Source organism: Streptomyces sp. NPDC056347, assembly GCF_042262625.1.
Taxonomy (GTDB): domain Bacteria; phylum Actinomycetota; class Actinomycetes; order Streptomycetales; family Streptomycetaceae; genus Streptomyces.
This window is the reverse complement of the sequence record NZ_JBHJQP010000015.1, coordinates 1-23,076: the sequence shown is the minus strand read 5'-3', so window position 1 is coordinate 23,076 and position 23,076 is coordinate 1. Positions and strand designations below refer to the sequence as shown.

At 72.4% G+C, this 23,076-nt stretch carries 15 protein-coding genes; 6 read left to right on the top strand and 9 right to left on the bottom strand.

Translation table 11 applies throughout. The features are described 5' to 3' along the window. From ACFCV8_RS06130 to ACFCV8_RS06110, 5 genes are all read right to left on the bottom strand, one after another. Positions 1-903 (bottom strand): carbohydrate ABC transporter permease, encoded by a 903-nt coding sequence (locus ACFCV8_RS06130; RefSeq protein WP_376684059.1) that lies wholly within the window; start codon positions 901-903, stop codon positions 1-3. Between the two features lies 1 nt (position 904). Beyond that, the gene (locus ACFCV8_RS06125) at positions 905-1,846 is read right to left on the bottom strand and encodes a carbohydrate ABC transporter permease (protein WP_376684058.1); all 942 of its coding nucleotides are present in this window, start codon (positions 1,844-1,846) and stop codon (positions 905-907) included. 7 nt (positions 1,847-1,853) lie between these two features. After that, entirely contained in the window at positions 1,854-3,191 is a 1,338-nt protein-coding gene (locus ACFCV8_RS06120; protein WP_376684057.1) for an ABC transporter substrate-binding protein, read from the bottom strand. A gap of 61 nt (positions 3,192-3,252) precedes the next feature. Further along, positions 3,253-4,479 (bottom strand): ROK family transcriptional regulator, encoded by a 1,227-nt coding sequence (locus ACFCV8_RS06115; protein ID WP_376684056.1) that lies wholly within the window; start codon positions 4,477-4,479, stop codon positions 3,253-3,255. Positions 4,480-4,710: 231 nt separating this feature from the next. Next, positions 4,711-5,775 (bottom strand): mechanosensitive ion channel family protein, encoded by a 1,065-nt coding sequence (locus ACFCV8_RS06110; RefSeq protein ID WP_376684055.1) that lies wholly within the window; start codon positions 5,773-5,775, stop codon positions 4,711-4,713. 332 nt (positions 5,776-6,107) lie between these two features. On the opposite strand from ACFCV8_RS06110, the gene ACFCV8_RS06105 reads away from it, so the two are divergent. Further along, entirely contained in the window at positions 6,108-6,644 is a 537-nt protein-coding gene (locus tag ACFCV8_RS06105) for an HNH endonuclease (RefSeq protein WP_376684054.1), read from the top strand. A 57-nt stretch (positions 6,645-6,701) separates the two neighbouring features. Here the strand turns inward: ACFCV8_RS06105 and ACFCV8_RS06100 are convergent, their stop codons facing one another. Continuing rightward, complete coding sequence (locus ACFCV8_RS06100) at positions 6,702-9,707, bottom strand: beta-N-acetylglucosaminidase domain-containing protein (RefSeq protein WP_376684053.1); 3,006 nt, start codon at positions 9,705-9,707, stop codon at positions 6,702-6,704. 436 nt (positions 9,708-10,143) lie between these two features. Here ACFCV8_RS06100 and ACFCV8_RS06095 point away from each other — a divergent pair, with 436 nt between their 5' ends. From ACFCV8_RS06095 to alc, 5 genes are all read left to right on the top strand, one after another. Then, a complete protein-coding gene (locus ACFCV8_RS06095) occupies positions 10,144-10,389 on the top strand; it encodes a hypothetical protein (RefSeq protein WP_376684052.1) in 246 nt (81 codons plus the stop codon). Further along, complete coding sequence (gene malQ / locus ACFCV8_RS06090) at positions 10,390-12,597, top strand: 4-alpha-glucanotransferase (protein WP_376684051.1); 2,208 nt, start codon at positions 10,390-10,392, stop codon at positions 12,595-12,597. A gap of 145 nt (positions 12,598-12,742) precedes the next feature. Continuing rightward, positions 12,743-12,973: a hypothetical protein gene (locus ACFCV8_RS06085; RefSeq protein WP_376684050.1), complete on the top strand. Its 231-nt coding sequence runs from the start codon at positions 12,743-12,745 to the stop codon at positions 12,971-12,973. A gap of 76 nt (positions 12,974-13,049) precedes the next feature. Beyond that, a complete protein-coding gene (locus tag ACFCV8_RS06080) occupies positions 13,050-13,973 on the top strand; it encodes a LysR substrate-binding domain-containing protein (protein WP_376684049.1) in 924 nt (307 codons plus the stop codon). Between the two features lie 55 nt (positions 13,974-14,028). Next, complete coding sequence (alc, locus tag ACFCV8_RS06075) at positions 14,029-15,168, top strand: allantoicase (RefSeq protein WP_376684048.1); 1,140 nt, start codon at positions 14,029-14,031, stop codon at positions 15,166-15,168. Positions 15,169-15,413: 245 nt separating this feature from the next. Here the strand turns inward: alc and pepN are convergent, their stop codons facing one another. The 3 genes from pepN to ACFCV8_RS06060 all read right to left on the bottom strand — a co-directional run bounded on the left by pepN (position 15,414) and on the right by ACFCV8_RS06060 (position 22,681). After that, complete coding sequence (gene pepN, locus ACFCV8_RS06070) at positions 15,414-17,990, bottom strand: aminopeptidase N (protein ID WP_376684047.1); 2,577 nt, start codon at positions 17,988-17,990, stop codon at positions 15,414-15,416. Between the two features lie 146 nt (positions 17,991-18,136). Then, complete coding sequence (locus tag ACFCV8_RS06065) at positions 18,137-19,165, bottom strand: aspartate-semialdehyde dehydrogenase (protein ID WP_376684046.1); 1,029 nt, start codon at positions 19,163-19,165, stop codon at positions 18,137-18,139. A gap of 204 nt (positions 19,166-19,369) precedes the next feature. After that, the gene (locus ACFCV8_RS06060) at positions 19,370-22,681 is read right to left on the bottom strand and encodes a S8 family serine peptidase (RefSeq protein ID WP_376684045.1); all 3,312 of its coding nucleotides are present in this window, start codon (positions 22,679-22,681) and stop codon (positions 19,370-19,372) included. Positions 22,682-23,076 lie beyond the last annotated feature (395 nt).

The window sequence follows — 23,076 nt, the reverse complement described above, 5'->3', positions numbered from 1 at the left end:
TCAGCCCTTCACTCCGGTCAGTGTGACGCCCTCGACAAACGCCTTCTGGGCGAAGAAGAAGACGAGGATCACGGGGGCCATGACCAGTACGGTCGCGGCCATGGTCAGGTTCCAGTTGGTGTGGTGCGCGCTCTTGAAGGACTCCAGGCCGTAACTGAGCGTCCAGGCGGCCGGGTTCTCCGAGGCGTAGATCTGCGGGCCGAAGTAGTCGTTCCAGGCGTAGAAGAACTGGAAGAGGGCCACCGCGGCGATCCCCGGCTTCGCCATCGGCACGACGACCCTGAGCAGGGTGCGCAGTTCGCCGCAGCCGTCGACCTTCGCCGCGTCCAGGTACTCGTCGGGGATGGTCAGCAGGAACTGCCGCAGCAGGAAGATGGAGAACGCGTCGCCGAACGCCATCGGGACGATCAGCGGCCAGAGCGTGCCGGACAGGTCCAGCTGCTTGGCCCAGAACAGGTACATCGGGATGACGACGACCTGCGGCGGCAGCATCATCATCGAGATGACCAGCATCAGCGACAGATGCCGCCCCCGGAAGCGGAACTTGGCGAGCGCGTACGCCACCGGCAGCGAGGACACGACGGTCAGGACGGTGCCGAACCCCGCGTACAGCAGGGTGTTGCGCCACCAGAGCAGGAAGCCGTCGGTCTCGAAGACCTGCCGGTAGTTGCCCCACTCGAAGGGGTGCGGCCACAGGTCGCGGGTGAGCGCCTGCTGGTCGCTCATGAGCGAGGTGAGCGCCAGGAAGACGAACGGCAGGACGAAGAAGAGCGCGGCGGCGACGCCGAGCGCGTGCACGGCGATCCAGTGCAGCAGCGCCCTGCGGCGGGCGGTGCGCCCGGCCGGGGTCTCCGGGGTGGCCTCGGGAACCGTGCTCCGGGGGGTGTCGAGGAGCTGCGCCACGTCAGTCACCTGCCTGGATCAGCCCGCTGCGGCGTCGCATCAGAAGTGCGGTGAACGCCATGGCGAGAACGAAGAGAACGAGCGCGACCACACAGGCGGAGCCGTAGTCGAAGCGCTGGAAGCCGAGGTTGTAGACCACCTGTGGAAGCGTCAGTGTCGACTTGTCGGGATAGCCGGGTTCGAACTGCTGCCCGGAGCCGCCCATCACCCCGGAGGCGACCTTCCCGGCCACGAACGGCTGGGTGTAGTACTGCATCGTCTGGATGATCCCGGTGACCACCGCGAACATGATGATCGGCGAGATGTTCGGCAGCGTGATGTGGCGGAAGCGCTGGAGCGAGGTGGCCCCGTCCAGCTCCGCCGCCTCGTACTGCTCCTTCGGTACGTCGAGCAGCGCGGCCATGAAGATCACCATCAGGTCGCCCACCCCCCACACCGCGAGCGCGGTCAGTGCGGGCTTGGACCAGGCGGCGTCGGTGAACCAGCCGGGCGTGGGCAGCCCCACCGCCCCGAGCAGCGAATTGGCCGGTCCCGTACCCGGGTTGAGCAGGAAGACGAAGGCGAGCGTCGCCGCGACCGGCGGCGCCAGGTACGGCAGGTAGAACAGGGTCCGGAAGACTCCGGCCCCGCTCTTGATCCGGGTGATCAGCAGCCCGATCCCGAGCCCGAAGACCACCCGGCAGCTCACCATGACCACGACCAGCCAGAGCGTGTTGCGCAGCGCCGGCCAGAACAGCGGGTAGTCCTGGAAGACGTACGCCCAGTTCTTCGTCCCGCTGAACTCGGGAGCGGTGAAGCCGTCGTAGGAGGTGAAGGAGAAGTAGACCGTGGAGATCAGCGGGTAGGCGAAGAAGACGCAGAACCCGATCAGCCACGGTGCCATGAAAGCGGCGGTGCGCAGCGCCGACCGGCGGCGCTTCGCCTGGAGCGTGTACGTGGTCATCGGGCCCCTACTTCGCCTGCGCGATCGCCGCGTCGATCTCCCGGGCGGTCTTCTCCAGCCCCGCCTTCACGTCGGTCTGCTTGCCCTTCTCGATGTCGAAGCCGAGGTTCTGGAAGGACGACAGGTAGGCGCCGCCGTTCACCGAGGGCGGGGTGGTGGTGCTCTTCGGGTTCGCGGCGATGTCCAGGAAGACCTTGAACCGGGGGTCGTACTTCAGCCGGGGCGACTTCAGGGCGGCCAGCGTGGAGGGCACGTTGTGGATGGAGTTGGCGAAGTCCACCACCGCGTCGGTGTCGGTCGTCATGAACTTGACCAGCTCCCAGGCCGCGTTCTGCTTCTTGGAGGTGGCGGCGATCCCGGCGATGGTGCCGGTCAGGTAGCCCCTGCCGTAGCTGTCGGCCTGGTCGTCGGCGACGGGCAGCGGGGCCACCCCGATCTCGAAGCCGGGCTTGGCGGCCTCGGCCATCGCGAGCCGCCACTCGCCGTCCATCTGCATGGCCACCTGGCCGGTGTGGAACGGGTGCTTGGCGCCCCACTCGTCACCGAAGGAGGTGCGGAACTTCTCCAGCTTCTCGTAGCCGCCCAGGGTGTCGACCAGCTTCTTCTGGGTCGTCAGCATCTGGGCGAACGCCGGGTCCTTGGCGATGTTCGACCTGCCGTCGGCGTCGAAGTACTTCGGGTCCCAGCTGCCGAGGTAGTGCTCGGTCGTGGTCTCGTAGCCGTGGTAGTTCGGCATGAAGCCCAGCCGCTCGTACGAGTCGCCCTTGGTCTTCGTCAGCTTCTTGGCGTCCGCGGCCAGCTCCGACCAGGTCCGCGGCGGCCGCTTGATCCCGGCCTTCTCGAACGCGTCCTTGTTGTAGTACAGGCCGTACGCGTCACCGAGCATCGGCACCGTGCAGCGCACCCCGTCGAACTGGGTGTACTCGTTCATCGCCCTGGGGAAGGTGGTCGCCGGGTCGATCCCGTCCTTCTTCAGGAAGGGATCGAGATCGACGAACGCCTTCGACGAGCAGAACTTGCCGACGTTGTTGGTGGTGAACGACGAGATGACGTCCGGGGCGTTCGAACCGCCCGCCCGCAGCGCCTGGTTGACCTTGTCGTCGGTCATGTCGCCGACGACCTTCACATGGATGTTGGGGTGCGCCTTGGTGAAGGCGTCGATCACGCCCTGGATCGCCTCGACCTCGCCCGGATCGTTCCAGCCGTGCCAGAAGGTGAGCGTCGTCTCCTTGGACGGGTCGTCTGCGGCACCGGAGCTGCTCTGTCCCGTACAGGCGGAGGCGAGCAGGGATATGGCGGCGGTCGCGGCGAGCGCGGCGGCCGTCTTCCGGCGGTTTCCGGACATGGCGGTCTCCCGGTGGAGGATGGGGGCGGACGTACGGAGGAACGGGCGTGCCAGGAAGGGGTCAGCGGGACGAGGTGTCGAAGACCTCGTCGCGGGTGGTGGCGAGGGCGCTCTCCAGCGCGCCGCGCAGGACGGGGCGGTGTTTCACCTCCCCGGCGATCAGCCGGGGCCGGGAGGCGGCGAGTTCGGTGAGTTCGGCGGCCACCCGGCGGCGCAGCTCCTCGCCGCCGGCCGCGATCACCTCGCCGGACAGCACCACGACCTCCGGGTCGAGCACGGCGACCATGGCGGCGAGACCGGTCGCCAGGCCGGTGGCGAACCGGTCGAGGAGCCGGGGGTACGGGCCGTCCTCGCCGGCCCCGGCCGCCTCGGCGGCGCGGGCGACCAGCCGGGCGGCGACCTCGTGGTGGGTGCCGGGGGCGCGGATCAGCTCGTCGTCGATGCCGAGCTCGCGGCCGAGACGGGCCAGCACCTGGGCACCCGCCAGCTCCTGGAAGCCGCCCGCGTTCACCTTGGTGACCTGGCGGACCAGCGGGGCGCCCGGCACCGGCAGGAAGCCGACCTCCCCGGCGCCGCCGGTGAAGCCGCGGTGCAGGCGGCCGTTTATGACGAGGGCGGCACCGAGACCCTCCTCGTTCCACAGCAGGACGAAGTCCTCGTGCCCGCGCGCCGCGCCCAGGCGCTGCTCGGCCACCGCGACCAGGTTGACGTCGTTCTCGTACTCCACCGGCATCGGCAGGAAGGCGGCCAGCTCCTCCAGCAGCGTGGGGGAGTGCCAGCCCGGCAGGTGCGAGGCGTAGCGCAGCCGCCCGGTGCCGGGGTCGAAGGCGCCCGGGGTGCCGATGACGACCCGGTGCACGTCGGAACGGGTGAGCCCGGCGTCCTTCACCGCCCCGTCCAGGGCCTGGGCCACCTGCCGCACCACGCTGTCCGCGCGCCGCCCGGGGGTGGGCAGCTCGAACTCGCCGACCGTCTCGCCGGTCACATCGGCGACGGCCGCGACGACCCGCCGGGCGTCCACGTCCAGCCCGGCGACATGCGCGGCGCGCGCGTTCACCCCGTACAGCTGTGCGTTGGGCCCGGGCCGCCCGGCCACCGTCCCGGTCGCGACGACCAGCCCGGCCGCCTCCAGCCGCGCCAGCAACTGGGACGCGGTGGGCTTGGAGAGCCCCGTCAGCTTCCCGATCCTGGTCCGCGACAGGGGGCCGTGCTCCAGCAGCAGGTCGAGGGCGGCCCGGTCGTTCATGGCCCGCAGTACGCGGGGGGTTCCCGGTGTGGTTCCGGCCATGAGCCCTGCACCTGCCCTCTGTTAGGAAAGTTTCCTATTTGGTGAGAGGACCGTATGGCGCCTTTGCCGGGCCGTCAATGGGAGGAACCGCTGTGGCGGCCAAAGCGTTACGCGGTGTCCGCCTTCCGGTCACCCGGAGGGCGTAGCTCCGTGCCCGTACCGGTCGACCCCATGCCGTCCGTCGGCGGCGCACCGGGCGAATCCGCGCGCCCGGCGGGTCGGACGCTCCGGCTACTTGCCCCGGGGCTGGGGCGGGTTGATCGGGGCCGTGGCCAGGGTCTGGGGGGAGGTCGCCGAGTTGAAGGCCGAGGGAGCGGCCACGTTGGCGGCCGGGTCGGCCGGGGGCTCCTCCGCCTCGACCGGGACCTCGCCGAACATCCGGATACCGGCCGCGTCCAGCGCCACCTTGATCCGCCAGCGCAGCTCGCGCTCCACGCCCAGCGCCTTGCCGGGCATCGTCTTCGCGGCCACCCGGACCGTCATCGAGTCCAGCTGCACGTCGTTCAGCCCCAGGACCTCGACCGGGCCCCACAGCCGCTCGTTCCACGGGTCCTCCTTGGCCATCTCGGCGGCGGCGTCGGTGGTGACCGTACGGACCCGCTCCAGGTCCTCGGTGGGACGCAGCGTCACATCGACACCGGCCGTGGACCAGCCCTGGCTGAGGTTGCCGATCCGCTTCACCTCGCCGTTGCGGACGTACCAGATCTCGCCGTCGGCACCGCGCAGCTTGGTGACCCGCAGGCCCACCTCGATGACCTCGCCGGAGGCGACCCCCGCGTCGATGGTGTCGCCGACGCCGTACTGGTCCTCCAGGATCATGAAGACGCCGGAGAGGAAGTCGGTGACCAGGTTGCGCGCACCGAAACCGATCGCCACACCGGCCACACCGGCGGAGGCCAGCAGCGGCGCCAGATTGATCTGGAACGCGCCCAGGATCATCAGGACGGCCGTGCCGAGGATCAGGAACGACGCCACCGAACGCAGGACCGAACCGATCGCCTCCGAGCGCTGGCGGCGGCGCTCCGCGTTGACCAGCAGCCCGCCCAGCGTGGTGCCCTCGACCGCCTGGGCGCTGCGGTTCATCCGGTCTATGAGCTTGGTCAGGGCACGCCGGACCGCGACCCGCAGCATCACCGCGACGGCGGCGATGAGCATGATCCGCAGCCCTGTGCTGAGCCAAATGGACCAGTTCTCCTGCACCCAGCTCGCGGCGTCGCCGGCCTGCTTGGCGGCGTCGTCCAGCGAGCTGACCGGCTCGGGCGACGGGGCCGCGGCCAACAGGGTGGACAGGGACACGGTGGGACCTCCAGGTGGACGATGGCCTTCCAACCACACTAACGGGGTACCGAAGGTGCTCTGTTGCCCCGACAGAGGGGGCGGGAAACGCATCAATCGGGGGATACCGAGGGGCGTCGGCCGGAGCGTGGCGGGCCCGGCAGCGGTCTCCTGTGGCCGATCGCACACCCGGCGGGCCGTCCGGCGCGGGCGGCCGCTCGACGCACGGCCGGAAAAATCCTCCCGGCCCGTTACCCGCACGTGGTGGCGCTCCGACCAGGCAGGAGTGGAGACTGAGAGCGGATCGTCCCGGCGCGAGCCACGCGCCGCCGGCGTACAAGGAGGCATCCACCGTGCCGCATGTCCTGGTTCTCAACGCGTCGTACGAGCCGCTCGGCGTCGTACCGCTCCGCCGCGCGCTCGTCCTCGTCCTCGAAAACAAGGCGATCTGCCTGGAGGAGTCCGGCGCCTTCCTGCACAGTGCCACCCGGGCCGTCCCGGCCCCCAGCGTCGTCCGTCTGAAGCGGTTCGTCCGCATCCCCTACCGGGGGCCCGTGCCGCTGACCCGCCGGGCGCTGTTCGCCCGGGACGGGGGCCGCTGCATGTACTGCGGCGCCGCCGCGACCAGCGTCGACCACGTCATTCCGCGCAGCCGCGGCGGACAGCACGCCTGGGACAACGTGGTGGCGGCCTGCCGCCGCTGCAACCACGTCAAGGCGGACCGGCACCTGCCGGAGCTCGGCTGGCGGCTGCACCGGCAACCCGCCCCGCCGACCGGCCTGGCCTGGCGGATCATCGGCACGGGACATCGCGACCCGCGCTGGTTGCCGTACTTGCAACCGTTCGGCGCGGAGGACGCCATGGCCCGGATCGACGGCATATCAGCCTGAGATCCGGGCCTTCGTCGTTCCCGGGGCGGTCGGGGGCGCGGTGCGGATGCCGGCCCGTCACTCCGCCCCGGCGACGGCGTACGCCTCCACCGACCAGAGCGAGTAGCCGTACTCGGTGCCCCGGGCGTCGCCCTGGACGCGGAGGTAGCGGGCGTCCTTCGCGTCCATCCGGACCGACTCGCGCCCGCCCCGGCCCTCCCGGACGGTGGCCGCGGTGCGCCAGGTGCGGCCGTCCGCGGAGACCTGCACCCGGTAGCGGGAGGCGTACGCGTCCTGCCAGTGCAGCACCACCCGGCCGATCCGGGCGGCCTGCGGCAGCTCCGCCTGCCACCAGGAGTTGTCCTCGGCCGGCGAGGACCAGCGGGTCTCCGGATCGCCGTCGGCGGCGGCCGACGCCGGGAAGTCGGACGTCTCGTCGGCGGAGGACGACGCGGTGGCGGTGCGCAGCAGATCGGGGCCCGCGGTGCGCGGGTACGCCCGGACGGTCAGCGTGCTCCGCTCGTCACCGAAGCTGAACGGCACCTCGTACTCCCCGGCCGGGGTGCCCGCGGGGACCGTGATCTCCACGGGTACGTGGGTACGGGAACCGCGCGGCACCCGCGTCTGCTTCGGGATGTCCACCTTGATGCCCTTGGGCGCCTTCGCGACGAGCGAACCCCGCACCTCCACGGGGTGACGGGCGGCCAGCCGCGCCTCGACCCGCAGCGGTCCGCCGCCGATCTCGGCGTCCGTCTCACCGCGCGCGAGGTCGAGCCGGGCCGCGGGCTCGTCCCCGAACCACGGCACCAGCGCCCGCACCTCGGGAGCCGGTACGGGGGCGTGGACCGCGCCGCCCGGGGCCATCGGTGCCACCGAGCCGGAGATCATCGGGGGCGTCCCGGGGCCGCCCGTGGGCCAGCTGATCCGGATCGCGTCGGCCCGCAGCCCCTTCGCCGCCGTCTGGGTCCAGCCGGACGGCGAGAGCGCGCCCAGCCGGCGCCACCCCTCGCCGGGCACATGGGCCTCCAGCGCCGCCCCGGCCACCGGGGCGGCACCGGGCCGCACCATCGCCGTCACCGTCTCCACCGGGCGCGCCCGGTCCAGCCGCACCGTGTAGCCGCCCGCGGACTTCGTCACCGTACCGGCGTCCCGGTCCGCGCCCGTCCAGGCGTCCGCCTCCCGGCGCACCCGGTCCAGGAACGGTGCCAGCACCCCCTTGCCGACCGTCGCCCCGTCCGCCTTCGCCGCCTTGCGCAGCGGCTCCAGCGCCAGCGAGGACCGCCACGCCGCGTCGCCGTCGCCGCGCGCCTGCGCCTGGAGCAGGTCCACCGCCCGCTCACCGGCCCGGCCGTACCGGGACAACTGCTCCGACCAGGGCGCGACTTCCGCCTCCAGCCGCCCGTCCGCCAGGCCCTTCAGCCGCTGCGGGGTCTCCCGCATCACGGTGAACGCCTCCCGCAGCCGGCGCGCCGCCTCGTCCCGCGCACCGGTGTCGTGCCCCGCGCGGGTCCGCCAGAACGCCTCCAGCAACGGCCGCAGATACGCGGACTCGTCGCCGCCCAGCACCGACTCCGCGCTGTTCCCGGCCAGCGCCCGCAGCGCGTCCCGGCCGCGCGCGTCGCCGCCCGCCAGATCGTCGATCGCCGCCCGCCAGGACTCCTGCGGCCGGTAGCCCCTCGGGTTCCAGGCGAAGTCGGCGGCGGTGAACAGCGGGATGCGGGACGCGGACGGCTGCTCCATCGCGTTGGCGAGCAGCGCCGCGGAACCCGAGGCCACCGCGGGCTCCCGGCCGGTGTACGGGCCGAGGAAGATCCGGTCCTGGGCGTAGTCGTTGACCGGGTAGTTGTCCATCGTGACCAGCGGGTGCCCGAACGCGGCACGGGCCCCGGCCAGCTCCCCGCCGGTGATGGTCTTCGGAACGACCCCCACCCCGGTCCAGGCGACCTGCACCCGCTCGTCCAGCTCCCCGGCGAGCGCCGTGCGGTACGCGGTGGCCCCGTCCTGGTAGAACTCCGTCGGCATCAGCGACAGCGGCTGCGCGCCCGGGTACCGCTCCGCGAGGTGCCGCGCCACCGCGCCGGCCACCCGCGCCTGCGCCCGGGCCGCCGCGCGGGGGCCGTCGCCGAAGGTCTCGGCGTCCCCGTCGCAGTGCCACTCGCTGTAGCTGACGTCCTGGAACTGGAGCTGGAAGGCGCGCACGCCCAGCGCCCACATCGCGTCGATCTTCTTCGTCAGCGCCTTCACGTCACCGGCCGACGACATGCACATGGCCTGACCGGGGGAGACCGCCCAGCCGAGCGTCACGTGCTCGGCCCGGGCCCGTTCGGCCAGCGCACGGAAGTCGGCCCGCCGCCCGGCCGGGTACGGATCGCGCCAGCGGGACTGCCGGTACGGGTCGTCGCCCGCCGCGTACAGATACCTGTTCTGCTTCGTACGCCCCATGAAGCCGATCTGCGCCAGCCGCTCCTCCTGCGTCCACGGCTGCCCGTAGAAGCCCTCGGTCATGCCGCGCACGGCGGTGCCCGGCCAGTCGCGGACCGCGACCCCGGCGACGCCGCCGTCCCGGACCAGCTGGCGCAGCGTCTGCACGCCGTGGAAGAGGCCGTCCTCGCCGGTCCCGTCCACGGCGACGGTGTCCCGGCCCGCGACCCGGCCGACCGAGACCAGATAGCCCCCGGCGGGCAGCTCGCCGCGCTCGGGCGCGCGCAGGGCGCGCAGCGCGTCCCGGGCGCCGTTGCCGCCGAGCCTGATGACCGGGCCGCGGCCGGGCAGGGCCTCGTGGACGGTGCGCACACCCGCGTCCCGCAGGACCGTCCGGAGCGCCTCGACCGCGTACGGGTCGGCCCCGGGCCCGGTCACCAGCGTGACCTCGGTGGTCAGTGCGACGGACGGACCGGCGGCCACCAGGGACTGCGGCCGGGGCCACACGGAGGGCAGCGTGCCGTCGTCCGCGCGGTCGTGGCTGCTCAGGGCGGGGGAGCCGGGGTCCGTCGGGGCCGCGACGGCCTGCGTCCCCGTGGAGAGCAGCCCGCCGAGCACGGCGACCGCGATGGCCGCCGCCTGCTTTCCGCGCCTCAGCCGCATCGCTCGTCTCCCTCTTGCCGCTCTGCCCACCGGTGGGCTTCGAGCCCACCACCCGGGCGCGAGGGTGTCAATGCGCGTGGGCGGTGTGCCGGGAATGACCGTTGCGGCAGGTGGGGGAGGGGTACGGAGGTGGCGGCGCGGGACACGAAGGACGCGGGGGACGGGCGTACGGGCCCGGGCCGCCCGCGCGAAGGATGACGCCGGATGGCCGAAAACGGCGGACGACTTACGGAGAACGGGGCCGGGAGGAACGGAATGTGACCCGGAGCACGTTGAATTCGTTGTGATGGCGCCCACGTCCGCGACCGGGTCCGTGGGTAGATCGACAGTGCTCGGCAGTTGCGCAGTGCCCAGCGGTTCCATGCAGTGCCCCGTGTGATCTTGCGTGTCCCGCGTGTCCCGTGTGTGTCCTGATTCCCACGGCCAGGAGGCCGCCATGCCCGCAGTCGCGAAGCTTCCGCTCCCCGCCCTCCTCTCCCAGGTGCCCGCTCCCGCCGCCCCGCCCTCCGGTCCGCTGACCAGCGAACCGCCGCTCGCCGATGCGATACCCCTCACCAGCGAGCCCCCGCTCGCCGACGCCACGCATCTGACCAGCGAACCCCCGCTCGCCGTGAACACCCCGCTGACCAGCGAACCGGTCGCGGCCTGCGCTACGGGGGGACCGGAGTTCCCAGGAGTCTGAATGAGCCTGTCCCGGCTCGCCGCCCTGCACGGCGTCGCCGCCTCCGCCCCGTCCGCCGGTGCGGAGGCGCCCGTCCCCGACGGCACGCTCGTCGCCGTGCTCGGCGCGCTCGGGGTGGACGCCACCACGCCCGGAGCGGTGCGGGAAGCCCTCGCCGCCGCCGAGTCCGCCGCCCGCTCCCGGCTGCTCCCGAGAACGGTCGTGGTGTGGGCCGGGGAGCCGCTGCCCGACGCGCTGACCGCCCTGCCGCCCGGCACCACGCTGGAGATCGGCCTGGAGGACCGCGGCCAGGCCCCGCCGCTGCGGATGCGCGTTCCGGCCGTAGCGTCCGCGTCGGCCGTACCGTCGGCGGCGGCTGTACCGGCCGCGTCGGCCGGGCCGGCTGCTTCGGCGAGGGGCGGCGCCGGGGCGGCGGACACGGTGGAGGCGGCGCCGCCCGCCTGGTGGACCCCGCCGCCGCTCGGGGTGCACCGGCTGGCCGTCCGGGCTCCCGGCGGCCGGAGAGCGGACGCGGTGCTCGTCGTCGCCCCGCCCGGCGCGCCCCGCCCGCCCCGGCGCAGCCACGGCTTCCTCGTCCAGCTCTACTCCCTGCTCTCCGCCCGCTCCTGGGGCATGGGCGACCTCGGGGACCTGGCCGACCTCGCCGCCTGGTCGGGGCGGACCCTCGGCGCGGGCTTCGTCCAGGTCAACCCGCTGCACGCCGCGGTACCCGGCCACCCCACCGACCCCTCCCCGTACCGCCCGTCGTCGCGGCGCTTCCCCGACCCCGTGCACCTGCGCGTCGAGTCCGTCCCCGAGTACGGCCACGCCACGGACCGAGGCACCCTCGACGACCTGCGCCAGAGCGCCGCCGCACTCAGCGACACCGTGCTCGAGAAGGGCGCCCTCATCGACCGCGACGCCGTGTGGGACCTCAAGCGCCAAGCACTCGACGTCCTGCGCCGGGTGCCCCTCACCCCGGGCCGCCGCGCCGCCTACTGCGACTTCCTGGCCGAGCGGGGCCAGGCCCTGGAGGACCACGCCCTGTGGTGCGCCCTGGCCGAGACGTACGGCCCCGACTGGCACCACTGGCCCGCCGGGCTGCGCGACCCGCGCTCCCCGGAGACCGCCCGCGCCCGCGGCGAGCTGCTGGACCGGGTCGACTTCCACTCCTGGCTCGCCTGGCTGACCGACGGCCAGCTCGCCGACGCCCAGCGCGCCGCCCTCGACGCGGGCATGCCGCTCGGCATCGTCCACGACCTCGCCGTCGGCGTGCACCCCGGCGGCGCCGACGCCTGGGCCCAGCAGGACGCCCTGGCCCCCGGCATGTCCGTCGGCGCCCCGCCCGACGCCTTCAACGCCCGCGGCCAGGACTGGGGCCTGCCCCCGTGGCGCCCCGACGTCCTCGCCGCCTCCGGCTACGCCCCGTACCGCGGACTGCTGCGCGGGCTCCTCGCCCACGCCGGTGCCCTGCGCATCGACCACGTGATGGGCCTGTTCCGGCTCTGGTGGGTGCCCGAGGGGCGCCCGCCCGCCGAGGGCGCCTACGTCTCCTACGACAGGGAGGCGATGCTCGCCGTCCTGGTGCTGGAGGCGCACCGGGCCGGTGCGACCGTCCTGGGCGAGGACCTCGGCACGGTCGAGCCGGGCGTCCGCGAGGCGCTGGCCCGGCGCGGGGTGCTCGGCACCTCCGTCCTCTGGTTCGAGCGCGACTGGGCGGGCACCGGCCGTCCCCTGGACCCCGGCCAGTGGCGCGAGGACTGCCTCGCCACCGCCACCACCCACGACCTGCCGCCCACCGCGGCCCGGCTCACCGGCGAGCACGTGACCCTGCGCCACCGCCTCGGCCTGCTCACCCGCCCCCTCGCCGACGAACTGACCGACGACGCGGCGGACACCGCCGAATGGCTGGGGCAGTTCGTCCGGCTCGGCCTGCTCCCCGAGGGCGAGAACGACGAGGAGGGCGCCGTCCGCGCCGTCCACCGCTACCTGCTGCGCACCCCCGCCCGCATGGTCGGCGTCTGGCTGCCCGACGCGCTGGGCGACCGCCGCCCGCAGAACCTCCCCGGCACCTGGGACCAGTACCCCAACTGGCGCCTGCCCGTCTCCGACGGCGAGGGCTGCCCGGTCACCCTGGAGGAACTGGCCGCCGCACCCCGCCCGCACCGCCTGATGGAGGTCTTCGCCCCGCCCCCCGGCCACCCGTCACCGCCCCCGGCCGCCCGGTAGCACCCCGCGACGGCCACCCGGCGTCACCCCGCCACCGCCCCGGAACCGGGTCCGCGCCCGGCGGGACCGCCCGGCGAGCCCGTTCCGGGCCCCGTACGGCACCCCCGGGCGCGCGGCCCCCGCAGGCGTTCGCTACGTTTGCACCGTGGACAAGAAGAACGCTATGCGCGCCGGCGCCGTCGCGGCCGGAACGACGCTGATGATGCTGCTCATGTCGTCCCCCGCGCTCGCGCTCACCCGCGACGACGGTGACGACCCGGGGCCCGGCCTGAGCGCGATGGAGACCATCGGCCTCTACGTCGTCGCGCCCATCGTCCTGTTCCTGGTCATCACGGGCCTGGTCATGGTCCTGGACAAGTCCAGGAAGAAGGCCTAGCACCCCGCCCGGTGCGCCGCGTGAACCACGCGGCGCACACGTGTGTCCGGGGCCGGGAAGGTCCTAGGCTGCGGCCATGACCGAGTGGGACGTCAAGAAGCTCCGCATCCTGCGCACCCTGCGCGACCGCGGCACGGTCACCGCGACCGCGCAGGCCCTGATGATGACGCCCTCCGCGGTCTCCCAGCAGCTCTCCGGCCTCTCCCGGCAGCTCGGCGTGGAGCTCCTGGAGGCCCAGGGCCGGCGCGTCCGGCTCACCGATGCCGCGCATCTCGTGCTGCGCCACGCCGAGGCGGTCTTCGCCCAGCTGGAGCGCGCCGACGCCGAACTGACCGGCTATCTGCGCGGCGAGGCCGGCGAGGTGCGGATCGCGGCGTTCTCCACGGCCGTCCCCGCCCTCGTCGTACCGGCGATCCAGCGGCTGCGCGCCGAGCCCCGCCCCGGCCCCCACGTGCGGGTCCGGGAGGCGGAGGCCGGGCAGGCGTACGAACTCCTGGCCGCCGGGGACGCCGACCTCGCGCTCTCCCTCGCCGCCCACGCCCCGGCGGCCCACGACCCCCGGTTCGCGGTGCTGCCGCTGCTCGCGGACCCGCTGGACGTGGCCCTGCCCGCCCGCCACCGGCTGGCCGCCGCGCCCGCCCTCCGCCTGGCGGACCTCGCCGGCGACCCGTGGATCTACGGCGGCTCCGGCCCCTGGTCGCAGATCACCACCGCGGCCTGCGAGGCCGCCGGTTTCGTCCCCGAGCAGGCGCACAGCGCCTCCGGCTGGACGGCCATCCTGGCCATGGTCGAGGCGGGCATGGGCGTGGCGCTCATCCCGCGCATGGCCTCGGCGGAACGGCGCGACCGGGACGGGGTGGTGCTGCGGGCCCTCGACGCCGACCAGCCGCGCCGCCATGTGGTGGCGGCGGTACGGCAGGGCGCGGAGGAGGGCCCCGCGGTGGCCAGGGTGCTCACGGCGCTCACCGCCACCGCCGCATCGTTCACTTCCGCTGAATAGACGATGCAAAAACATTCGATGGACCTGATGGGTCGTTCGCCGCGAGAGTGGAGGCATGACCTTCGACGAGAACGAGACCCGCCACGACGACCCCCACGCCAACGACGCGGCCCCGTACGGCGGCGGTGACCCGTACGCCGACTACCGCTCCACCGACCTGCCCTTCACCGAGCTCGTCGACCTCGCCGACCGCCGCCTCGGCGCGGGCGTGATCGCCGCCAACGACGAGTTCTTCGCCCAGCGCGAGAACCTCCTGATCCGGGAACGCGCGGTCTTCGACCCCGAGCGCTTCGGCCACAAGGGCAAGATCATGGACGGCTGGGAGACCCGCCGCCGGCGCGGCGCGGACGCGGAGCACCCGTTCCCCGGGCCCGACGAGCACGACTGGGCCCTGATCCGGCTCGGCGCCCCCGGCATCATCCGCGGCATCGTCGTCGACACGGCCCACTTCCGCGGCAACTACCCGCAGCGCGTCTCGGTCCAGGCCACCGCCGTCGAGGGTGCGCCCGGCCCCGCCGAACTCCTCGCCGACGACGTGAAGTGGGAGGAGATCGTCCCGCCCACCCCGGTACGCGGCCACGCCGCCAACGGCTTCGAGATCACCAGCGGCCGCCGCTACACCCACATACGCCTGTGCCAGCACCCCGACGGGGGCATAGCCCGCCTCCGCGTCCACGGCGAGGTCCTGCCCGACCCGTCCTGGCTCGCCGCGCTCGGCACCTTCGACCTGGTCTCGGTCCTGAACGGCGGCAGCTACGAGGACGCCTCGGACCGCTTCTACTCCTCGCCGACCCAGATCATCCTGCCGGGCACCTCCCGCAAGATGGACGACGGCTGGGAGAACCGCCGCCGCCGGGTCCGCGACACCAACGACTGGGTCCGCTTCCGTCTCCCCGCCCAGGGCGCGGTCCGCGCCGTCGAGATCGACACCGCCTACCTCAAGGGCAACGCGGCCGGCTGGATCGCCCTCCAGGGCCGCAACGGCGAGACCGGCGAGTGGTTCGAGATCATCCCCCGCACCCGGCTCCAGCCCGACACCCTGCACCGCTTCCCGCTCCGCGCCCAGGCGATCGTCACCCACGTCCGCCTCGACGCCTTCCCGGACGGCGGGGTCGCCCGGATGCGCCTGCACGGCAGCCTGACCGAGACCGGCGCCGCCGAACTGGCCGAGCGCTACGAGCAGGCGAGCGCGTAACACCCCGCACCCGGGCCGGACCGGCCTGCTCCCGCGTCCCGGGCCGACGTACTCCCGCCCGTCGGACGGCCGCGCCACGGCGCCCGCCCGACGGGCGGACTCCACCCCCGGGAGCCCGCCGCCGCCCCGGAGCCCGCCACCGGGAGCCCGCCACCGGCGGCACCGCCCGGAGCATCGCGCGCAACGCCCGAGGGGCGCCCCCGGTCACGCCGGGGGCGCCCCTCACCGCTGTACGGCCCGGTACGTCAGACCGTGGCCGCCGCCGCGTCCGCGGCCTGGGCCTTCAGCGCCCGCTCGACACCGGAACGGGACTCCGACACCAGCCGGCGCAGCGCCGCGTTCGGTTCGGCGGAGTCGAACCAGGCGTCGGTGGCCTCCAGCGTCTCCGCGGTGACCTGGAGGGACGGGTAGAGGCCGATCGCGACCTGCTGCGCCATCTCGTGGCTCCGCGACTCCCACACACCCTTGACCGCACCGAAGAACTTCTCCGTGTACGGGGCCAGCAGCTCGCGCTGGTCGGTCTGGACGAAGCCCGCGATGACCGCCTCCTGGAGGGAGTTCGGCAGCGTGTCGGAGTCGACGACCGAGGCCCACGCCTCGGCCTTCGCCGCCTCGGTCGGGCGGGCCGCACGGGCGGTCGCCGCGTGGCGCTCGCCCGCCGCCGTCCGGTCGCGCTCGTACTCGGCGGCGATCTCGTCCTCCTCCAGGAGGCCGGCCGCGGCGAGCCGCTCCACGAACGTCCAGCGCAGCTCCGTGTCGACGGCCAGGCCCTCGATGGCCTCCTTGCCGTCGAGCAGCGACTGCAGCAGGTCCGTCTGCTGCGGCGTACGGGCGGTCGCCGCGAAGGCACGGGCCCAGGCCAGCTGGTGGTCGCTGCCCGGCTCGGCCGCGCGCAGGTGCGCCAGCGTCGCCTCGGTCCACTGCGCCAGCCCGGCCTCGCGCCACTCCGGGGCCGCGTACAGGTCCAGCGCCAGCTTCACCTGGCGGTGCAGCGACTGGACGACGCCGATGTCCGTCTCCTTGCCGATGCCGGACAGCACCAGGGCGAGGTAGTCGCGGGTGGCCAGCTCGCCGTCCCGGGTCATGTCCCAGGCGGAGGCCCAGCACAGGGCGCGCGGGAGGGACTCGGTGAAGTCGCCGAGGTGCTCGGTCACCACGGCCAGCGACTCCGCGTCGAGCCGGACCTTCGCGTACGAGAGGTCGTCGTCGTTGAGCAGGATCACGGCCGGGCGGGCCGTACCGGCCGGGAACGGGACCTCGGTGCGCTCGCCGTCGACGTCCAGCTCGATCCGGTCCGTACGGACCAGCTTGCCGTTCGCGTCGAGGTCGTAGCAGCCGATCGCGATGCGGTGCGGGCGCAGCGTCGCCTCGCCCTTCGCGCCGGCCGGGAGCGCCGGGGCCTCCTGGAGCACCGTGAACGAGGTGACGTGACCGTTCTCGTCCGTGGTGATCTCCGGGCGCAGGATGTTGATGCCCGCCGTCTCCAGCCACGCCTTCGACCAGGTCTTCAGGTCGCGGCCGGAGGTCTCCTCCAGCGCGCCCAGCAGGTCCGACAGCCGGGTGTTGCCGAAGGCGTGCGCCTTGAAGTACGCCTGGACGCCCTTGAAGAACTCGTCCATGCCGACGTACGCCACCAGCTGCTTCAGGACCGAGGCGCCCTTGGCGTAGGTGATCCCGTCGAAGTTGACCAGCACGTCGTCCAGGTCACGGATGTCCGCCATGATCGGGTGCGTGGAGGGCAGCTGGTCCTGGCGGTAGGCCCAGGTCTTCATGGAGTTGGCGAACGTGGTCCAGGACTGCGGCCACTTCGAGCCCTCCGCGTACGCCTGGCAGGCGATCGACGTGTACGTGGCGAACGACTCGTTCAGCCACAGGTCGTTCCACCACTCCATGGTGACCAGGTCGCCGAACCACATGTGGGCCAGCTCGTGCAGGATGGTCTCGGCCCGCGTCTCGTACGCCGCGTCCGTCACCTTCGACCGGAACACGTACTGGTCGCGGATGGTGACCGCGCCCGCGTTCTCCATCGCCCCGGCGTTGAACTCCGGGACGAAGAGCTGGTCGTACTTGGCGAACGGGTAGTCGTAGTCGAACTTCTCCTGGAACCAGTCGAAGCCCTGCCGGGTCACGTCGAAGATGTCGTCCGCGTCGAGGAACTCGGCCAGCGACGGGCGGCAGTAGATGCCGAGCGGGACGCTCCGGCCGTCCTTCTCGTAGCTGCTGTGCACCGCGTGGTACGGGCCGACGATCAGGGCCGTGATGTACGAGGAGATGCGCGGGGTCGGCTCGAAGGACCAGACGTCGCCGCTCGGCTCGGGGGTCGGCGAGTTCGAGATGACCGTCCAGCCCGCCGGGGCCTTCACGGTGAACCGGAACGTCGCCTTCAGGTCGGGCTGCTCGAAGTTCGCGAAGACCCGGCGGGCGTCCGGCACCTCGAACTGGGTGTACAGGTAGGCCTGCTGGTCGACCGGGTCGACGAAGCGGTGCAGACCCTCGCCGGTGTTGGTGTACGCGCAGTCGGCGACGACCCTCAGCTCGTTGGAGCCCGCCACCAGGTGCGGCAGCGCGATGCGCGAGTCGCGGAACACGGCGGCGACGTCCAGCGCCTTGCCGTTCAGCTCGACCTCGTGCACGGCGGGGGCGACGAGGTCGATGAAGGTCTCGGCACCGGCTTCGGCGGAGTGGAAGCGCACGACGGTGACGGACCGGTAGGTCCCGCCCTCCTGCGCCCCGGAGAGGTCGAGGTCGATCTCGTACGCGTCCACGGTCAGCAGGCGCGCCCGCTCCTGTGCCTCTTCGCGGGTCAGATTGGTGCCAGGCACGCGGTCATCTCCTTGGATTGTGACGTTTCCGCTCATCCTTCCATGCCGAATGCCCGGACGGAGGGGGGCGGGGAGGGGGCACGCGAAAGGGCGGGCACCCGCCGGATGCCCGCCCTCCCGCACTGTTTCCGCCCGTACGGGGCCGGTCAGCCCTTCAGCTCGTCCGCGACCAGCTCCGCGATCTGCACCGCGTTCAGTGCCGCGCCCTTGCGCAGGTTGTCGTTGGAGACGAACAGCGCGAGGCCGTGCTCCAGCGTCTCGTCGGTCCGGATGCGGCCGACGTACGAGGGGTCCTGCCCGGCGGCCTGGAGCGGGGTCGGGATCTCGGAGAGCTCGACGCCCGGCGCGTCCTTCAGCAGCTCGTACGCCCGCTCCACGCTGATCGGGCGCTCGAAGCCCGCGTTTACCTGGAGCGAGTGGCCGGAGAAGACCGGCACCCGGACGCAGGTGCCGGACACCTTCAGCTCCGGGATCTCCAGGATCTTGCGGGACTCGTTGCGGAGCTTCTGCTCCTCGTCGGTCTCGAAGGAGCCGTCGTCCACGATCGAACCGGCCAGCGGCAGCACGTTGAAGGCGATCGGGCGCTTGTAGACGGCCGGCTCGGGGAAGTCGACGGCCCCGCCGTCGTGGGTGAGCCGTTCGGCCCCGGCGACGACCGAGGACGCCTGGCCCTGCAGCTCGGCGACCCCGGCCAGACCGGAACCGGAGACGGCCTGGTAGGTGGCGACGGTCAGCGTCCGCAGCCCGGCCTCGTCGTGCAGCGGGCGCAGCACGGGCATGGCGGCCATCGTGGTGCAGTTCGGGTTGGCGATGATGCCCTTGGGCCGGTTCGCGACCGCGTGCGGGTTGACCTCGGAGACCACGAGCGGGACCTCGGGGTCCTTGCGCCAGGCGGAGGAGTTGTCGATCACCACGGCGCCCTGCCCGGCGACCTTCTCGGCGAGCGCCTTCGACGTCGCGCCGCCGGCCGAGAACAGCACGATGTCCAGACCGGTGTAGTCGGCCGTCGAGGCGTCCTCGACGGTGATCTCCCGGCCCTCCCACTCGATCGTGGAGCCCGCGGAGCGCGCCGAGGCGAACAGCCGCAGCTCGTCGGCCGGGAACTTCCGCTCGGCCAGGATCCTGCGCATGACTGTGCCGACCTGACCGGTGGCGCCGACGATTCCGACCTTCACGGGAACTCCTCCGAGCGTACGAACTGACACGGTTGCCGCGTCTGCCGCACCCATGATGCGTATGGCCACGGCTTTCTTGTCCAGTCCATTGTCCGGGGTGCGGACAGCACCCGCCCGCCCGGGCACACGACGGTGGGGCGGGAGCTCGTCCGAGCCGCCCGCCCCACCGCCGTACATGTCGTACGGATCACATACCGCCGGTCGTTACGGGGTGACCTTCTCGATCACCACGCTGCCGGTGCCCGCGGCGGTGCCGCGGGGGTTCACGAGGTGGACCTCGCCGAAGAACTGGCGGCCCTCGGGAGCCGCACCGGCGGCCACGACCTCGGCGGCGATCTCCGTCGAGGCGCCGTTGGCCAGGTCCACGGCCTTCGACTCGTCGACCTTGATCGTGCCGAGCGACGGCGCGTAGTACACGTCGCGGTAGTCGTACGTGGTCGTACCGCTCGGGACGTCGTAGCCGTCGATCAGGACGGTGTACGTGCCCGCGGCGGGCTTCGCCAGGCTGACCGACTCCTCGGAACCGGCGGTGGTCGACTTGCCGACCTCCTCGCCGTTCAGGAGCACGTACAGGTCCAGGTCGGCGTTGGCGTCCGCGGTGCCGCCGATGGCGACGTCCAGCTTCTCCACGCCCTCACCGACGGTGACCGTGAACTCCTGCTCGTCGCCCGTGCTGATCGACGGCTTCTCGACGTTGGCCGAGCCCAGCGAGCCGCCCTTCAGGCTGCCCTTCAGGTCGCCGGAGTCGTTGGTGACCTTCCAGTTCACCGCGGCGGGCGTACCGATCTTCGCCTCGGCGATGGTCCGCACCGCCGGGTCGAAGGTGGCACCGAGCAGCGAGATGTCCAGCTTGTACGGGTTGTCCAGTAGCGGCGAGGTACGCCGTGCCTCGACCTCGATCTCCCAGACGCCCGGCTGCGGGTCCTTGTACGAGCGCACGTCCGGACGGCAGGTGTTGGTCGGGTTCTCGTAGTTCGGGTAGCAGTAGATCGTCGCGCTGTCCTCCACCGGCACCCCGTACGGGTGGAGGGAGATGAACCGGGTCTGGCTGCCCGAGCGCAGCGCGCTCATGGCGACCTCGAGGGTCTTGGCGCCCTCCGGCACGTTCACGAAGTACGACGTGGTGCTGTTGCGCTGCACCGAGCCGGACGCCTTGAGCGCGTAGGCGGGCTTCACCAGCTCGTCGGAGACGACCACCGTGGTGAGGATCTGCTGGTCCACACCGACGGTCTTGCTGTCGTCCACCGTCAGGATCGCGCTGTGCACGCCCTTGCTGCCCGGCTGCGCCTGCACCTTGACGGTGACGGGCTCGCCCAGCGGCAGGGAGACGGTCTTCGAGCCGAGCAGCTTGAAGGTGCCGTCGTTGTTCTTCCACGCCAGCTTGTGCTTGACGGCCTTGTCCGCGCCCGTGGTGCGGGTGATGGTGACGTCGTACGACTTCTTCTGGCCGGTCTTCAGGCCGCCCTCGCGGTCGTACAGGCCGGTGCCGAAGCCGGGGGTCTTGAGCGCGAAGTCGATCGCGGTGTCGACCGGGGCCTTCACGGAGTACTCGTTCGCCGGGGAGCCCTGCTTCTCGATCAGCTTCCAGGCGCCGACGATGTCGATCAGACCGGAACCCTGGGCGTGCGCGGGCACGTCCTTGATGTGGGTGGCGGAGCTGGTCAGCGCGGCGCGCAGGTCGGCCGGGGGCAGCTCGATGTGCTTCTGCTTCGCGGCGGACAGCAGCAGCGCGGTGGCACCGGCGGCCTGCGGCGAGGCCATCGAGGTGCCCTGCAGCATGGAGTAGCCGGCGGGCAGCGAGTAGCCCGACTCCTTGACCGGGCCGCCGGGCAGCCAGGTCTGGGTGGTGTTGATGGCCGCACCGGGGGCGGTCAGGATCGGCGCGAAGCCGCCGTCCTCACGCGGACCGCGCGAGGAGAAGGGCAGCATGTCGTACTTCTTGGTGACGTTCGAGCCGTAGTTGGCGGCCCAGGTCTCCTTGGAGATGGACGCGCCGACGGAGATGACGTGGTCGGCGAGACCGGGGTCGCCGATGGTGTTGACGCCCGGACCGTCGTTGCCGGCCGAGATGACCAGCTGGACGCCGTAGATGTCGACGAGCCGCTTGTACAGCTCCGCGCGGGCGTTGTTGCCGTCGTTCAGCGGCGGCAGGCCGCCGATCGACATGTTGACGACGTCGACGCCGCGGTTCACGACGAGGTCGATCATGCCCTCGGTGAGCGCGATGTTGGTGCAGCCGCCGTCCCAGGTGCAGGCGCGCGAGGAGACGATCTTCGCGCCCGGCGCGGCACCGTTCATCTTGCCGCCGAACAGGCCGTTCGCGGCGGTGATGCCCGCGACGTGGGTGCCGTGCTCGCTCTCGATGACGCCGATGTTGACGTAGTCGGAGGTGTCGCCGGCCGCGTTGTAGACGACGTTCTTGCGGTTCTCGACGACGAACGGGATGCGCTCGGAGACGTCGGTCCGCGGGTCGTCCTTGCCGAAGTAGGCGACCTGGTGCTTGTCCTTGTACGGCACCAGCTTGGTGTCGTCGGTGAAGTCCGCGTTGTCGTTCAGGTCGACGCGGGTGGCGCCGGTGACCGGGTCGTAGAGCACGGCCCAGACATCGGTGGTGTCGCCGTCCCGGTTGAGGTCGCCCTTCATGTCGCCGCCCTTGGTGGCGGCCTCGGCGAACAGCTTGATCCGGAAGTCGCCCTTGGGCGCCTTGTACGTACGGCCCTTGTACGTGAACACCGGGCCGGACACGGCGTCCGTCATCCGCAGCCAGGTGCCGTCGCCGTCGCTGACCGGGTCGGTCGCCGTCACCCAGTCGACGATCTTGCGCTCGCCGGTGGTGGTCTTCTGAAGCGCCGGGTGGCCGAGGTCGACACCCGAGTCGAGGATGCCGATGGTCACGCCGCGGCCGTCGGCCTTCGGGTGCTGCTGGACGAAGTCGACCGCGCCCGTCTCGAAGGACGGGTTGTACGGGTTCTTCGCGGGGGTCTTCTTGCCGGGCGCCGGGTACGAACCGGTCGCCTTGACCGAGGCCCTGGCCCTGGCCGTGCTGTCCGCGGCGGGCGTCGGGTCGTCCAGCATGATCTCCTGCTTGAGATCGATGCCGTGGACGGACGGCAGCCTGGACGCCGCCTTGATGGTGGCCTCGGCGGTCGCGGTGGGCACGGTGGCCCGCACGTAGCCGAGCTTGTCGTACGCACGCCCCAGCACGGAGCCCTTGACGGCGTCCAGCTGCTTGGCGACCTGCGCGGTCGCACCGGGGGCGGTGGCGACCATCATCGTGATGTTCTTCTGGCCCTTGGCCTTGGCCTTGGCCAGGAGCTGCTCGTCGTGGCTGCCCAGTTTGTCGGCCGCGGCGCCCTTGGGCGCGGACTTGACGGGGGCGGGCTCGGCGTTGCCGGCGGCGAAGACGGGGGCGACACCGGTCGCGGCCAGCGCGGCCACCAGGCCGGCGGCCGCTACGACGCGGGCCGTGCGTCTCGCCCCGGGTATGGAGCGGGGGGCTTCGGAGGTCATCAGCATCCCTGGATCGGAAGAGAGAGTCCGGAATTCGGTACCGGATGACCGCTCACCCTTTCGTAGATGACAGGGGTTTGTGGAGAGTTGGAGGGGATGAGATGAGGACATGGCGGCCTTCCGCCAACGGTGCTGATGTGCCATCGGGAACAAAAGGTGAATACGTGACGGCTGTGGCCCGTGATGCCGTGATGTCGTGATGCCGTGATGCCGTGATTGCGCGGTGGCGCCGTCCCGCGGCCCGCCCGCGCTCCGGGGACGCACGGCGCGCACGCGCGTACGGGAAAGGGAGCGGGCGCGTACGGGAGAGAGGTCGCGCGCGTACGGGGAAGTGGCGTACGCGTACGGGGAAGTGGCGTGCGCGCATGGGAAAGGGGCGTGCGCCGGGACCGTTCGGCCCC